Source organism: Colwellia sp. Bg11-28, from assembly GCF_002836245.1.
GTDB lineage: Bacteria > Pseudomonadota > Gammaproteobacteria > Enterobacterales > Alteromonadaceae > Colwellia > Colwellia psychrerythraea_A.
Genome location: NZ_PJBA01000004.1, coordinates 202,059 through 218,450 on the forward strand (window position 1 = coordinate 202,059; position 16,392 = coordinate 218,450).

General features: G+C 39.4%; 12 protein-coding genes. 8 read left to right on the forward strand and 4 right to left on the reverse strand.

Features of this window, described 5'->3' with window-relative positions:
- Positions 1–12: 12 nt before the first annotated feature.
- The 3 genes from CXF79_RS04705 to CXF79_RS04715 form a co-directional block, all read right to left on the reverse strand.
- A complete protein-coding gene (locus CXF79_RS04705) occupies positions 13–1,047 on the reverse strand; it encodes a HupE/UreJ family protein (protein WP_101154160.1) in 1,035 nt (344 codons plus the stop codon).
- Between the two features lie 4 nt (positions 1,048–1,051).
- Positions 1,052–1,882: a peptidyl-prolyl cis-trans isomerase gene (locus CXF79_RS04710; RefSeq protein WP_101154161.1), complete on the reverse strand. Its 831-nt coding sequence runs from the start codon at positions 1,880–1,882 to the stop codon at positions 1,052–1,054.
- Positions 1,883–1,989: 107 nt separating this feature from the next.
- Positions 1,990–3,900, reverse strand: coding sequence for a DUF3604 domain-containing protein (locus CXF79_RS04715; protein WP_101154162.1), 1,911 nt, complete (start codon positions 3,898–3,900; stop codon positions 1,990–1,992).
- 277 nt (positions 3,901–4,177) lie between these two features.
- On the opposite strand from CXF79_RS04715, the gene CXF79_RS04720 reads away from it, so the two are divergent.
- Positions 4,178–5,146, forward strand: coding sequence for a DUF438 domain-containing protein (locus CXF79_RS04720; RefSeq protein WP_101154163.1), 969 nt, complete (start codon positions 4,178–4,180; stop codon positions 5,144–5,146).
- A 130-nt stretch (positions 5,147–5,276) separates the two neighbouring features.
- Here CXF79_RS04720 and CXF79_RS04725 read toward each other — a convergent pair whose 3' ends face one another.
- The gene (locus CXF79_RS04725; RefSeq protein ID WP_101154164.1) at positions 5,277–6,560 is read right to left on the reverse strand and encodes an NAD(P)/FAD-dependent oxidoreductase; all 1,284 of its coding nucleotides are present in this window, start codon (positions 6,558–6,560) and stop codon (positions 5,277–5,279) included.
- 568 nt (positions 6,561–7,128) lie between these two features.
- On the opposite strand from CXF79_RS04725, the gene CXF79_RS04730 reads away from it, so the two are divergent.
- From CXF79_RS04730 to CXF79_RS04760, 7 genes are all read left to right on the forward strand, one after another.
- Positions 7,129–8,043, forward strand: coding sequence for a dihydrodipicolinate synthase family protein (locus CXF79_RS04730; protein WP_011042285.1), 915 nt, complete (start codon positions 7,129–7,131; stop codon positions 8,041–8,043).
- 96 nt (positions 8,044–8,139) lie between these two features.
- Positions 8,140–9,153, forward strand: coding sequence for a 4-hydroxyproline epimerase (locus CXF79_RS04735; RefSeq protein WP_101154165.1), 1,014 nt, complete (start codon positions 8,140–8,142; stop codon positions 9,151–9,153).
- A gap of 175 nt (positions 9,154–9,328) precedes the next feature.
- Complete coding sequence (locus CXF79_RS04740; protein WP_101154166.1) at positions 9,329–10,861, forward strand: aldehyde dehydrogenase (NADP(+)); 1,533 nt, start codon at positions 9,329–9,331, stop codon at positions 10,859–10,861.
- 126 nt (positions 10,862–10,987) lie between these two features.
- Positions 10,988–12,802, forward strand: a complete 1,815-nt coding sequence (locus CXF79_RS04745) for an MFS transporter (protein WP_101154167.1) — start codon at positions 10,988–10,990, stop codon at positions 12,800–12,802.
- 72 nt (positions 12,803–12,874) lie between these two features.
- On the forward strand, positions 12,875–13,942 hold the full coding sequence (locus CXF79_RS04750) for a proline racemase family protein (RefSeq protein ID WP_101154168.1): 1,068 nt from the start codon (positions 12,875–12,877) through the stop codon (positions 13,940–13,942).
- A 51-nt stretch (positions 13,943–13,993) separates the two neighbouring features.
- Positions 13,994–15,076: a M24 family metallopeptidase gene (locus tag CXF79_RS04755; protein ID WP_101154169.1), complete on the forward strand. Its 1,083-nt coding sequence runs from the start codon at positions 13,994–13,996 to the stop codon at positions 15,074–15,076.
- 319 nt (positions 15,077–15,395) lie between these two features.
- Entirely contained in the window at positions 15,396–16,346 is a 951-nt protein-coding gene (locus CXF79_RS04760) for an ornithine cyclodeaminase family protein (RefSeq protein WP_101154170.1), read from the forward strand.
- The last annotated feature ends 46 nt before the right edge of the window (positions 16,347–16,392 follow it).

Consider the following 16,392-nt stretch of genomic DNA (forward strand, 5'->3'; position numbering starts at 1 on the left):
TAAAGCAGATTGTTAAAAAGCCGCTAATCGTTCAATTAGCCAAAAGGTTGCTGTGATACCGCAAAGGTAACTAATTGGTAAACGCAGCATGGGTAAGGTTAATGGCTTATGTTGTAGCCATTTATAAAGTACTGATGCGAACTTAACCAATAAAAATAGTGCCAAAACAAAAATTAACTGACCTAATTCTACGCCGATATTAAAACTCAATAATGCTAATGATTTTTCCGTTTCGGGTAGCCCTATATCACTCAGTACTGCCGCAAAACCAAATCCATGAAGTAAGCCAAAACTCGATGAGACCAAGACCGGATAGCGTAAGCTTAAACTGTGCTGTTTGTTTTTGGCTATCTCCCAGGCTAAAAAAATAATACTTAATGCGATAACCGCTTCTACTGGCTCAATTGGGATAACCATGACATTTGTTGCTGACAAAAATAGTGTGATTGAATGAGCTATGGTAAAACCTGTAATGGTATAGAGTAGTTTTTTTCGCGTACCTGAGATATACACCAAACAAGCAACAAATAATAAGTGGTCTAAACCAATGAGAATGTGTTCTATACCAATTTCTATATAGGTAATCGCAGTGTCAAAGGTACTTAGTGAGACCACTTTTTTTATCAAGTATTCAGGAGTATCTACATTGAGTATGGTTGTTAGGGTGTCTTTATTCACTGCTATTATTCGAACGAGTATATCGCCCTTTGATTTTTCAATGCCGTCAATGCTGAGCATCATTCCTGATAACCCGGCCGCTCGATGAAATCGGCTATATTCGATATAAGCATTATTAACGACATGTTTTCTTGTTAAACCTAACTGCTGACTATTCTTAGGTAATACAAAGCTAATTTTTTCTTTTTTACCATTGCGAAGTGGTACTTTCCAAACCACGTCAAAATCTGCGTCACTAGTTGCGGTAATTGTCAGTGAGGCAGGCCTCATGTCATCGGCGAGTACTTGACTGCAAAAGAAAGTCAAAAGTGGTAACAGCAACGTAAGACGTAATAGTCTTTTTATTTCTATCTGCAGAGAAAAGATCATCAAATCACTCCGCCTTAGCTGCAGATTCTTGCGCTATGGTATAACTTTTCAGTAGGCGTTCCTCAAAGCTTGCTTTGGCGCTTTGTAAGTTTTTATATTGCCAATCCGCTAATACCGTTGATTTTATTGATTCAAAAGCTTTATTGACCGCAGGACTTCTTTGTTCGATTAAAACAAAGTGTACGCCATGTGAAGATTCGATAGGCCCAGACCATGAAGATAAAGGAGCATGGATTAACTGTTTGCTAAAACTTTTGCCAAATAATCTATCTATTTGCACAGAATCTTTATTGGTTACTTGGTAAGGGAGTAATTTCAGGTCGCCTTGTGGTGTTTTACCTTGTTTGATTGATAGTTGCTGCAGAACAATTTTTTGTTGTAATTCATCGTGATTACCATCAATGGATAAATGAACTTGTTGAAAGCTTAGCAGTGGCTGGGTTTGATAGTTTTCAATATGCTGCTGATAAAATTGCATTAACTCTGTATTGTTTGGCTCTTTAGTCGTAACAAGATCTTCAATCAAAAACTCTATTTTTTGTCTTAAACGTCTATCAATTACTTTATCACCCCTATCCATATTTAATGCGCGTGCTTCACGAATATACATCTCATTAACCGCGTAGTGAAGTGTTGCATTTTCTAACTCTTTTGCTAAAGGGGCACGGTTCCAGCGAGTTAAAAAGTTTTGTTTAATTTGTTCTATTCGCCCTTGGCTGATGGTAATTGTATTCGGGTTGTCATCTTGTGCATTAAGTTGTTCAAAGATAATAAATAACAAAATAGCAATAACGAGGAAGTGAACCAGTGGTTCGGTAATCAGTTTTTTAAGCATAGTATGAGTAGTAATATAAAGTAGATGTAAAATAATAAAAATTAATGGTCTATTGTCAGTGATTGGATGAAAGCTCTGGGAGTTATCACACTCACAGAGCTTGATTCTTATTTAGCTGAATACCAAATTGGCGAAGAATAAGCGCGTTCTTGACCAACAAGTTCTGCTTCTTTAGGTAATACAGCACCTAACCTTACTTTATCGTATAACACCCATCGCGGTGTTGGGATTTCGATAACACGGGTGTAGTAGAATGCCGACTCATTTTTATCAAAGTCAGGATCGGTCCACACTGTAGATAACTGAGCATCACCAATGCTATTTGTCCAAGTCGCCGTATTTAAATCAACGGTGTTACCTACTGCCTTTTTAGTACGGCCTGAGCTGTCAATTTTACGCCCATCAGAAACAGCAACATCATAAACACGCTCATGTAATTTACCTGATTTATCTAACCAGCCTTTGATGACTTGAATACGATCAAGGTAAGCGCTTTTCGGATCTCTCATAGCATAAACCATAAAAGAAGGCGCTTTGTTAGATTTTTGCTTAACAAGATCACCGCCCATTGGTACACCTTTCGCGTAGCCTACTTTTGCCGGATCATTGGCTTGTAAATCTTGTTTGTTATAATCCCAACCACCAAAGAATCGAACTGTCATGCGAGGGCCCGTGGTACCGTAAGTTTCTTTACGCTCCATGGCATCAAATAATGCGCCACGGGTATTTTCATGTGCCCAAATACCTGTATAACCAGAAGAAACTAACTTGTAACCCTCAAATGCACCTAAATCAGATGAAACAAATGGATGGTTAATACGATCTTTTGAGGGTTCAACACTGGTAGATTTACCAAAGAAGTTATCTTCATCAGCAGTTGCTAATGAGGTATGGCTGTCTGTTGCGCCACCAAAACCAAATTTATAGGGGTTATAACCCAATTTTTCCTCTAACAGTAACCCTTGTTTAAGCGCTTCACGGGCATATTCGCCTTTAAGCATTTCAGGTTGTTTCTTTTGGGAAATATCTAAATTACCCACATCCCAGGTTTCATAATCAGCAAATTCATCTTCAGGTGATAAATAAGGGTGTGCTTCACCATCACCTTTTATTTGGGTAATTTCGTAATGCGGTTCCCATTTAGCGCGGAGTTTTACATAATTTTTATCAACGGTGCCACCAGCATAAGTTCCTTCGGTAGGAAACATCCAACCATTTGATAAGTTACCGTTATGTGAAAATGCAAAAGCTCTACCGCCAGTATTTTTTTCATAATCTTCTAACCATTGATATAGCGCTAACGGATCAGTACTACCGAGTGGTGGTTGTGTTGTTAAAGGCTCAACTTTTAAAGCTAAATCGGCATTATCACGAAGAATAACATTTCGATGTAAGTTGAAACCTTTAGGCACAGAGGTCCATTCAAAACCGATAAAAGCAGTAAATAGGCCTGGCTCATTATGCTCTTCTGCGGCATTGACTATGGTTTTCCATATACGGTTAAATACTGCAGAGCCAGGGCTGTATTCTTTCACCAGTTGCTTAGGTAACGTCATTTGAGCAAAGTTACCGATTAAATCAAAAGCAGCTTCGCCAGCGGCTTTACCACCTTTTTTAAACCCTTCATGCCATTCTTTAGCCTTGGGTATGGCTAAAATATTATCGGTACCATTTTGAATATCAGTGGCAATACCCATTAAATCTGAATGGTCAGTCACAATTAACCAATCTAGCGGGCGGGCAAGTTTTACTGGAATACCTTTCGCGGAGTTAATTTGTTCGCCTCGGGCTAAGCGATAGGCATCATCAATACTAACGGTATTACCAAATAAGCCAGCATCAAGTGATAGACCGGTATGAAGATGAGAATCGCCCCAATACACATTATTAGGTTGCGTATTATTCGCACGAGGCGAATATTTTTTATCCGCTTCGGTTGTTTGTGAAGCTAACGCACTTTGCCCAGCGGCAAGTACGCAAGCAAGGCTAACGGCGGTAACAATCTTATTATTCAGCATAACCAGTCCTTGTAAGTATCTAACAACAATAACTTATAGTACAAAATTACACCTAAGGTTAGCTGGTGATTATAGTTGTGTAAAGTAGGAAAGGGGTTACTTTTCAATACTCAACTTGAAGATAGCTGACTATGATTTGAATTTATTAAATGATCTGATCAACTCAGTACTGGCTTGTTTACTTTATAACAACTAATTTGAAAAGTTATGATCTATGCCTAAACATGAATATTTTGAATTTGTAAAAATGCTGTTTTATTTTTAATAGAGTCTAGTGATGAGTTCTTGGCCAGAATATGTAAATGCTTTACCTGATGGACATCCTGTAAAAGTTTACTTTGAAGAAAATCTGTTGGTTCAATCTTTACTTTCAGAGATATGTGCAATAGATGCGCAAGTTGATTTTGAATTATTTTTTAATGTATTTAATCAACTATCTGGTGTTGAAAAGCGCTTTACTCGAAAAGAAAACCAGCTTTTCCCTTATTTGGAGAAACATGGTTGGACAGGACCTAGCCAAGGAATGTGGGCATTTCACGATGAAATACGAGATTTATTCCGTGAAGTAAGGGGCTGTATAGAAGCAAAGTCACTTAATAAAGTCACCAGAATTGTCAAACGTATAGACCGTGAATTATTTCACCTGATGGAGATAGAAGAACATAGACTTTTTCCAAATGCCCTTGAATTATTAAGTGAAGAAGATTGGCAAGAGATGCGAGAAGGGGATATGGAGATTGGTTGGATGTTAGCTAAAGAGCCAGTACCTTACCCAGCAGAAGAGTACGTGCATCCTGGCGAAGATAGACGTAAACGCCGTTTACCTTTTTCAACCGACGATCGTATTCGCCTTGATGAAGGCTATATTTCGACAGAGCAGTTAAACCTGATGTTGCAGTTTATGCCAATAGATCTTACCTATGTTGATGAAAATGACATCGTAGTTTTTTACAATCGCGGTGATAACCGTGTGTTCCCTCGCTCTGCTGGTATTATTGGTCGGGAAGTTAAGTTCTGTCACCCACCTAAGTCAGTCGATCACGTTTTGAAAATTCTTGAAGAATTTAAAAAGGGCACCCAAGATAAGGCTGAATTTTGGATTAACTTTAAAGATAAGAAAATTCATATTCGTTACTTTGCTATTAGAGATAAAGAAGGCACTTACAAAGGTGTTATTGAAATGTCGCAAGATATCACTGAAATTTTGAAAATAGAAGGTCAGCAACGATTACTTGATTGGGGCTAGCAATACCCAGTTAACTGTATATCAATTAAAATAACAAAATTCACCAAAGCATAAAGCTAATATTAGTAAGGCAGGGTGGTTATTTACCACAATGCCTTTTTTTGATTAGAGTTAACTTATTCAACACCGCTTAGTTAAAGCGACTGATGCAAAAAGGTTCTATATTAATTTCAGGTAAATGCCCTGTCACTAACTGACCGATAAGTTTCCCCGTTATTGCTCCTTGTGTTAACCCTAAGTGTTGGTGCCCAAGAGCAAAGAAGATTTTATCATGATTTGGCGCTTGGCAAATTACGGGTAAAGAGTCAGGTAGTGATGGACGACACCCCATCCAAGCTTCTTGCTTCTCTTCATTTTCAGGCAATCTCTTTAAAATATAAGCGGCATTACCTTTTAACATTTCAGCACGCTTATAATTTGCCGGAGCGTTCAGCCCCGCGTATTCAACAGTACCTGCTAACCTTAATGTTTTACCCATCGGCGTAATAATAAAGCGACGTTCGGCAGAAGCAATGGGCCGAGACAAAAGGGCGCTGGCTGCTGCTGAAGTGGGTAAACTCAAACTATATCCTCGCTCAGCTTCGATAGGTAAATGATAGTTTAAGCCATTGAGTAACTTTTTTGACCACGCGCCACATGCAATAACGCAGTGATCAACATGTAAATGTTGTTCATCTATCTCTACGGTGACTCCAGACTGTGTCTGAGTGACAGAAGTTACGGCTGTTTGTTGAAAGGTCATGCCTTTACACATAGCAAACTCAGCCAATGTTTTGCTCAGTGCTAGCGGGTCAATGGTATGGGCAACATCAGTAAAATAGAGTGAGTAGTTGATGTTGTTACTTAAGTTGGGCTCTAACTCAAGGGTTTGCCTTTTATCTAAAAGCTTTACCGCAATGCCCGCAGCTAAATAATGCTGATACATAAGCTCAACTTTAGTTCGGTCATTGGTTTCAAAGACTAGTAACGAACCATCTAAGCTAATTAAATGCTCGGCCTCAGCAGCTTTCAGTAGTGCTGTATAATGGTGGATGGCATTTTTGTTGAGTGCTTGTAGGGCTTTCTTGTTTTTGTTACGTAGTGTTGGGCGCATATTATTAAAAAACTGCATAAACCACGGAATGGCTTTGATGAAGTGCTTGGCAGATAAAGCGACAGGCCCAAGCGGATCAAACAGTAATTTTGGCATTTTCCATAACAATGAAAACTCAGCAAGTGGAAAGACTTGTTCAGTAGCAAAATGACCAGCATTAGCTTTAGAGCACCCTAAACCAATGCCTTCTTTATCAAGTAAGGTCACTTGATAGCCTAAGCTTTGTAATTCTAACGCACAGTTTATACCGATAATTCCAGCACCGATAACCGCAACGGTTTGTTGTTTGTTATTCCCTTCTTGATCAACGACTGTGCTCATTTAACTAATACCCTGTGATGACTGAAAGTTTAAATCGATAGTGTTACACCCGTAATCATTCAAAATGCTCGATTCAGAGTGCTTGAGCAATTTCAGTTTGAGGCGCGTCAATTAAATCAGGTTATTCCCTATTTCTTTGGCGGAACAATAAAATGATATTACTCAAGCGCTTCTTTGATGGGGCTAAAAACGATTTATACGTCGTTATTGATTTTGAGAAAGACGCTACATGGATGTAGCTTATTAGAGAATGCAGGAGCATATTCTCCTGAACAACCATTCACTACAATCAATGCCTTGCCTAAATCGTTTTTTTCTCCCACTGAAACATGCATTTTGAATGATCACGGGTATATTGGCATTTTGATTAAATAACCTCAGCACGGCTTAATAATTAATTTACTGTTTTATCTATCTCTTAAGCAGAGTTGAGGTTAAGTCAAAAATTATACTTGCCACAAATTAAATATTGTATACAATATATTTAAATCTGACTAGCAATAGTTTATCAAAACCAATGGTGGAGCGTCGCGATTGGTCTTTAATCACGAAAAATGAAGAGAATATTATGAACGTAAACTGGCAAGGTGTTTACCCAGCAGTAACAACGCAATACAACGAAGATTTATCTATTAACTTTGAAGCAACTACTCAAATGGTTGATACCATTATCAAAGAAGGTGTTAATGGCATCATTGCTTTAGGAACTGTTGGTGAAAATGCTTCACATACCCGTGAAGAAAAAGTCGCTATTTTAAAAGCGGTAAAAGAAGTTGTTGCGGGTCGTGTGCCGGTACTTTCTGGTGTTGCTGAAACATCGACTCAGTTTGCGATTGAATTCTCACAAGCCTGCGAAGCGATAGGTATTGATGGCTTAATGGTTTTACCAGGCATGATTTACAAGTCTGATGAAAGCGAAGCGGTAAATCATTATCAGCAAATTGCGCGTAATTGTGGTTTACCTATTATGATTTACAACAACCCTGTTACTTATGGTGTTGATGTTGGCATTGAAGGCATGAAAATCTTGGCACAAGAAGACAACATAGTATCAATTAAAGAAGCAACTGAAGATACGCGTCGTATTTCTGAGTTGTACTCCGCATTTGATGATCGTTTTGTTATTTTTGGCGGCGTAGATGACATAGCCCTTGAATCTTTAATGCTGGGTTGTACTGGCTGGATTTCAGGCTTAACAAATGTTTTCCCAAAAGAGTCCGTTGCTATCTATAAATTAGCAGAGCAAGGACGTTATGCCGAAGCGCTTGAAATTTGGCGCTGGTTCTTACCTTTATTACGCTTAGATACCGTACCTAAACTTGTGCAGTGCATCAAGTTATGTGAACAACTTGCCGGTCGTGGTAGTGAATTAACACGTGCTCCACGTATGCCTTTAGTTGGTGATGAGCGTGCAAACGTAGAACGTATCTATAATGAAGCGGTTGCTAATCGTATCGATTTAAGCAAATTTAACTTAGATTAATTTTCGATCTCTCATTAATTCGCGAGTCTTGAAAGTCTTTTTCAGTACTCGCGCATCGTTAGTTAATTAAGATAAATTACAACGCTTGGGGACAATATGGTTAAGGGTACATTTTTTTGTATTGATGCACACACTTGTGGTAATCCGGTTCGATTAGTAACCAGCGGTCACCCCCATTTAGTGGGTAAAACTATGAGTGAAAAGCGACTTGATTTCATTGAGCGCTATGACTGGATACGTCGAGGGTTAATGTTTGAACCGCGTGGGCACGATATGATGTCTGGTGCATTTTTATATCCACCTTGCAGTAATAATGCCGATGCATCGATTCTATTTATTGAAACTTCTGGCTGCCTGCCTATGTGTGGACATGGCACTATTGGCACGGTTACCGCAGGATTAGAGAGCGGTATTATCACGCCAAAAATTCCAGGTAAGCTCATTATTGATGTGCCTGCAGGTCAAATTATCATTGAGTATCAAGAAAATGATGGCAAAGTTTCTAACGTTAAAATATTCAATGTTGCCTCCTACTTAGCACACCGAGATATCACTTTAGATATTCCTGAGTTGGGTCAGTTAACTGTCGATGTCTCTTACGGCGGTAATTTTTATGTGATTGTTGAACCACAAGAAAACTTCCCCGGAATCGACCAATGGAGTGCTGCAGAGATATTACAGTGGAGTCCTGTTATTCGTGAAGTGGCAAGTAAAACCCTTGATTGTGTTCACCCAGAAGATGCCAGTGTAAATGGCGTTAGCCACGTTTTGTGGACAGGAAAATCGCAAACCAAAGGCTCAGACGCAGCCAATGCGGTATTTTATGGCGATAAAGCCATTGACCGCTCTCCTTGCGGCACGGGAACTAGCGCGAGAATGGCACAATTATTTGCCAAAGGTGAGTTAGCTTTAGGGGATACTTTTATTCATGAGAGTTATATCGGTAGTCAATTCACCGGCAAGATTGAAGGTGTTGTGGAGTTAGCTACTCAAGGCAAACCTATAACCGCCATAATGCCGAGCATACAAGGTTGGGCGAAAGTTTTTGCAAAAAACTGCATCACTATTGATGACGATGACCCTTATGCTTTTGGCTTTAGCGTTAAGTAAACTAACTAATACAGAGCTAACAAAGGGTGAAAACATGGAAAACTCCCATCGTATTCTTTGTTTAAGTGAAGGTTTAAGCACAACTTTAAGCAGAATTTAAATACAAATTTAACTACGAATTACACCCAGTGTCTTTATTCAATAAAGACACTTAGCAATATAAGTGAGTAAGAACATGACAATAACAGGACAGAATTTAATTGCTGGCGAATGGTCAGGCAATACACAAGGTGGCTTTAAAGCATTTAATGCCCAAACACATTGTGCTATTGATCTTGAGTTTGCTGAGGCAACAATGCTTGAAGTAAACACCGCGGTCAACCGTGCCAATGAAGCGTTCATTACTTATAGCCAGTTAAGTGCAAAAAAGCGCGCTACTTTCTTACGGACCATTGGGGCTGAAATTCTTGCCTTAGGTGATGAACTTGTTGAAACCGCTTGTGGTGAAACAGGTTTACCAGCAATGCGTATTCAAGGTGAGCGAGGCAGAACAATTGGCCAACTTGGTTTATTTGCTGATTTATTAGAAGCAGGTGAGTATCAAGGCGTTATTGAGCAAGCAAACAATGATCGCCAACCGTTACCAAAGCCAGATACCCGTTTAGGTTATTTACCTTTAGGTGTGGTTGGTGTTTTTGCAGCAAGTAACTTTCCTCTTGCTTTCTCTACTGCTGGTGGCGACACCGCATCGGCATTAGCTGCGGGCTGTCCTGTGGTGATGAAAGCGCACGCCGCACATCCAGCTACCGCTGAATTAGTCGCAAGAGCAATACTCAAAGCGATTGGTATTTGCGAATTAGACCGTGGAGTGTTCTCCCTTATTCAAGGTAAAAACTACGCTATTGCTACGCAAATTGTGACTCACCCATTAGTGAAGGCTGTTGGTTTTACGGGCTCTGAACGTGTAGGTATGATTTTACAAGCGCAAATTCATCAACGCCCTGAGCCTATTCCTTTTTATGGCGAGCTTGGCAGTATTAACCCGCAATTTATTATGCCTAATAAATTGGCACAAGATGGCAATGAAATAGCACAAGGCCTAGTTGCTTCATTAATGATGGGACAAGGACAATTTTGTACCAGCCCTGGGGTTTGGGTGGTCGTAGGTAGTGAAGAAAGTGAAAATTACCAAACTTTTATCGCCTCAGCAAGTGAAGCGTTAGCACAACAATCTGCTGGTGTTATGTTAACGCCTGCCATGTGTGCCAGCTATAACGATGCTGTTGCAGAGCGTGAAGTGCTGAGCGGTGTTAGTTTGCTATCAACAGGCCTTATGGGAAATGAGCAAGAGTGTTCAGCGTCTTTATTTGCCACCGATCTTGCTGCATTCGCTAAAACGCCATTATTACAAGAAGAAGTGTTTGGCTTTAGTGCTTTGGTTGTTCGCTGTGAAGATACGACTGAAATGATGGAGTTTGTAACTTTACTTAAAGGTAATTTAACCGCCAGTATTCATGGTTTGGATAGTGATTTAGCTGAAGCCAAAGTGCTGAGTCAAAGTCTTGCCCATAAAGTAGGACGCTTGATTTATAATCAAATGCCTACAGGTGTTGAAGTGTGCGCCTCAATGAATCACGGTGGTCCGTTCCCAGCATCAACTAACATCAGAACAACGTCAGTGGGCAGTGAAGCAATTACTCGTTTTAGACGACCTATCTGTTATCAAAATATGCCGGCAGAGTTGTTACCGACCTTGTTGAGAGATTAACTAAAGATAAGTTTAAAGCCAAGTGCACATTATGTTCTTGGTTTTTTTTTCGCTAAAGTTCATTGTTACGTTCAATCGCAGAACTGAACTATTGTCACAGATTTTACACTACAGGTAGATAAGATAGTGAGCCAAACTAAACGAAGTCCTTTTCAGCGATCCTTTTATGTAGCCAATACCATGGAGATTTTTGAGCGACTTGCTTGGTATGGCATGTATACACTACTTGCTAGTTATATTATGACGCCAAGTTCTCAAGGCGGCTTAGGTTTAGGTAATACTGAGCGTGGCTTGATTATGGGCGTGGTGCCTTTCTTTCTTTATCTTTTTCCTGTCATTTCTGGCGCATTAGCAGACAGATTTGGCTATCGAAAAATGTTCTTATTGTCTTTTATTTTAATGGCGCCGAGTTATTATTTCTTAGGTTACGCCAAAGATTTAACAAGCTTTATGAGCATATTCATGTTGATAGCGCTTGGCGCTGGAATCTTTAAACCAGTAGTCACCGCAACCATTAGCCGAACAACGGATGATACTAACCGCGGTTTAGGCTTTGGTATTTTTTATATGATGGTTAATATTGGCGGCTTTCTAGGCCCAGTATTAGCGCCGATAATTCAAAAGCATTATGGCTGGCAATGGGTGTTCATTTTTGCCTGTATTTGGATTTCGGTAAATTTTATTCCAGCGTTATTTTTCTATAAAGAGCCTGAACGTCATGCAAAAGACAAAACTCTGAAACAAGTCTTTCAAGAAATGCAGCAGGTACTTGGTAATTTCCGTTTAGCCTTATTAGTCGTTCCTTTATTGGTGCTGTTAGTGGCTTTTTATGCGGGTTTTATTGGCGCACAAAGTACGCTGTTAATTGTTATCTTTCTGGTGATCAGTGCTGCTGTTTGGGATATTACTGTGGCGAAATATAGTGCCCCAAATAGCAATAAAGTCACTGAACATGACTTGTTAGCGCCAGTAAGTTTGCCATGGTATTTACAAAAAATGCGTATTGGTAATAAACCTTTTATGATCTATTTGCTTATTTTGACAGGGTTTTGGACTGTCTATATGCAAATTTTCGTTACCTTACCTGTCTACATTCGAGATTTTGTCGATAGTTCAGATTTAGTCTCAATTCTTCATTCTCTTAGTCCTTGGTTACATGATGTTTTAACGTCAGTTAATATTGACATACTATCGGGGGAAATCTCACGATTAGCTGAGTATTATCGAGAGGTCGATATCGGCCAAAGTCCTATGGCTTTACAAGAGGTAATACGCACGTTTTCCGCACTCGATGTACGTATTCCTGAGCATGAGATTATCCATAGTTTTGCTCAACTAAATCAAATGCAGTTAGTAACGGACTCAAGTGCAGAAGCATTAAGCAAAAACTTAGCGATTCAGTGGTCGACGCAATATCGTCAAATGAATCCCGCGACTATTTTAAGCATCGATTTTTTAATGATTATTATTTTTCAAATTGCTATCAGCCACGTTGTTGATAAGTTTAAAGCCTTGCCGGCGTTGATTGTCGGTACCGCCATTTTATCCGTTTCTATGTTAATGCAGGGCTTTGCCCACGGCTTGATCTTTGGCGGATTATTTGTGTGTTGTGGGGTTATGGTATTTGCCGTTGGCGAGATGATTTCAGCACCTAAAAGCCAAGAATACGTGGCAAGCTTTGCCCCTAAAGATAAAGCGGCCATGTTCATGGGCTACTACTTTGTTTCTATGGCATTAGGTAATTTATTTGCTGGCTTACTTTCAGGTTGGTTATATGGCTATTTTGCCAGCCAATTATCACGTCCTGAATGGATGTGGGCCATTATTGCCTGTCTAGGTTTTGTGACTTGTATCGCTTTTTATTTTTTTAATAAGCACTTTATTAGCGATATACAAAAACAGCAGTTAGCACAAAAAGAGCAGTCATTATCGGTCGCTTAAGGAATAAGTTATGAGTAAAAATAGAGTAGTACCATTGTGTTTCAGTAAATTGTTAAGGAATGAGAATCAGCAATGACAAAAAATATAGCGCAAGCAGCTGTAAAATTCGAACAATGGCAGCCAAAAATTGAGCAAGAAAGTTATTTAACCATTAATTCCCTTGAGTGCCATACCGGTGGTGAGCCATTGCGTATTATCACCAGTGGTTTTCCTGTATTAAAAGGCAATACCATTTTGGCAAAAGCAAATGATTGTAAGCAAAACTATGATCAACTTCGTCGAGCATTGATGTTTGAGCCTCGGGGGCATGCTGATATGTATGGCGCTATTATTACTGGCGCTGAGCGAGACGATAGCCACTTTGGTGCTGTGTTTATTCATAACGAAGGTTATAGCAGTATGTGTGGTCATGCAGTTATAGCTTTGACAAAAACTGCGGTAGAGTCAGGTGTAGTTGCCAGAACAGGCGATGTTACTCAAGTTGTTATCGATGTACCTTGTGGACAGATTTACGCAATGGCTTATAGCCACAATAATGTAGTGAAACACGTTAGCTTTCAATGCGTACCTTCATTTGTTTATGCCAAAGATCAACAGGTTGAGGTTGATGGCATTGGCATGGTTCAGTTTGATATTGCTTACGGTGGTGCTTTTTATGCTTATGTACAAGCCTCTTCTCTTGGTTTGTCATTGGTGCCTGAGCAACAAGAAAAGCTCATAGCGTATGGCCGAAAAATCAAACAAGCCATTATTCCTCAGTTTGAAATTAATCATCCAACGACCGCAGAATTGAGTTTTTTATATGGCGTTATTTTTATTGATGACTCACCGAATCAAGATGTGCATTCACGCAATGTCTGTATTTTTGCTGATGGCGAATTAGATAGGAGTCCTACTGGCAGTGGGGTTAGTGGACGTATCGCTTTGCATCATGCCAAACAGCAAATAGTTTTAAATGAAACGATTACCATAGAGAGCATTTTAGCGAGTTCGTTTAGTGTCCGAGCTATTGAAACAGTATGCTTTGCCGGTTTTGATGCGGTGATTCCTGAGGTAACAGGTGATGCCTATGTCTGTGGTAAAGGCCAGTGGTTTATTAACGCTGAAGATCCGTTGAAATATGGTTTTTTATTAAGATAATCAAATAAATACATATTTAAAAAATTAGAACTAAAATATTTAAGGAGTATTATGAACTTAACAAGATTACGAGAGAAAATATTAAACAAGTCTCACAGTGCCATGTTGATCTTTAGTGATATCAATATCAGTTACCTTTCAACTTTTACTGGCCATGCAGCGACCATTTTATTGACCAGCAAAGGCAACTATTTACTGACTGATTACCGTTACTTTGAGCAAGCCAAAACACAAGCCAGCCACTTTAACGTTATTTGCCGAGATAGAGCCAATCAAAGTTTAGCTTCGCTGATTGAAGACTTGTTATTTCAAGATGATTGTCAAAGCCTTAGTTTTGAAAGTGAACATATTAGTGTGATGCAATGGCAACAGATTCATCAACAGATCAGCCAATTAACGAAGTTGAGCCAAATAGAAGCTGTTAGTGGCGCCGTTGAAGCACTACGATTTATTAAATCGACCAGTGAAATTTCTTCGATTGAGCAAGCAGCAAAAATAGCAGACACAGCTTTAGCTGCCATGCTTAATTCAGTTAAAGGGGGTGTTACTGAGCGAGAACTGGCCATTGAACTAGATTATCAAATGGCGAAACTTGGCTCAGAAGAAGTATCTTTTGCCACCATTTTATTATTTGGTGAGCGCAGTGCTTTGCCTCACGGTATTCCGTCAGACAAGCAATTAAAGCTTGGTGATGTCATCTTAATTGATTTTGGCGCTGTGGTTAATGGTTATCGCTCAGATATGACACGTACCTTTGTTTTTGGTCAAGCAAGTGCAGAGCAAAAACATATCTATCAATTGGTGCAATCAGCACAGCAAGCGGCAATTGATGCAGTTTATGAAGGTGTATTAGGTAGTCATTTATATCAACAATCAGCAAACATATTACTCAACAGTGAATATAAAAAATACGCAGGAGAAGGCTTAGGACATGGAGTAGGTTTAGTGTTACATGAACAACCATTCATTGGACCTGACTGTCATACGACTATTGAGAAAGGTTGCGTTATTACCATAGAACCGGGTATTTACATTCCTGGTTGGGGTGGTATACGCATAGAAGATGATGTGGTGTTAACTGATGAGGGTTTAAAAATACTGACTAAATCGCCTAAGGGCTTGATTGAACTCTAGCGAATTTTTACCCAATGATACCAAATCAAATAAGTTTGCTCCCACTCAGAGCTTGTCAGCAGCTTGAGAACAAATATAATTTTTTTATGTATAGTTATTCTATCTTAAGGGAATTATGTGCGGTTATCAGGTTGCTGACAAACTCCCAAAGGGCGAGTTTAAAAGGCTTACATGCCACGTTATTTATTTTGAAAAGGGAAGAACCATTATCTTCAATCAATGCCTTGCCTCTAAGCCTTTTAAGTCTCGCTGCGTGTGATCATACTTACTTGAATTGGTATAACTACTTTACAACATTAACAGTGAAAATGAGATCTCGATGAAAATTATTAGCGCCGAACAAGTCCACCAAAACCTAAACTTTGAAGAGTTGATCCCTTTACTAAAACAGAATTTTAGTCGCCCATTTAGTATGCCTCAGCGTCAGGTTTACTCACTAGCGCCTGAGCAAAGTGAAAATCATGATGCGTTTGCCTTATTACCTTCATGGAATGAAGAAGTGATTGGTAATAAAGCTTTTACTTACTTTCCTGACAACGCGAAAAAGCATGATTTACCGGGTTTGTTTTCGAAAATAATGCTGTTTAAACGCCAAACAGGTGAGCCGTTAGCACTGGTTGATGGCACCAGTGTTACGTATTGGCGAACAGCAGCTATTTCAGCATTAGCCAGCCAATTACTTTCTCGAAAAAATAGCCAACATCTGATGTTATTTGGTACCGGAAATCTAGCAAGTTATTTAGTAAAAGCGCATTTAACTGTGCGAGATATTAAGCAAGTTACTCTGTGGGGACGTAATGCAAAAAAAGTTAGCAAACTGATTGCAGACTTTAGTATTTTGTATCCAGCTGTTACGTTTAAAACCAGTGTTGATGTCAATGTTGAGGTAGCAACTGCTGATATTATTTGCTGTGCAACGGGGGCAAAAACACCTCTTTTTGATGGGAATAGCGTGAGTGCAGGTTGTCATATTGATTGCTTAGGTAATCACATGACTGATGCGCGTGAATGCGATACAACAACAATATTACGCGCTAGGGTATATGTTGATAGCTTAACGAATACCTTAAATGAAGCGGGTGAATTACTTATCCCTATGGCAGAAGATGCTTTTAACAAGGATGAGATTGTAGGCGAATTAGCTGACATGTGTAAAACGCCATCAATGCTGCGCCAATCAAGCGATGAAATAACGTTATTTAAGTCGGTAGGCACAGCGATTAGTGATTTAGTAGCGGCACATAGCGTAGTAGAAAAGTTAGCAGATTAATTTATGTAAAAAGCATCACTATTGCAATGGAATTTCAATGTAATTA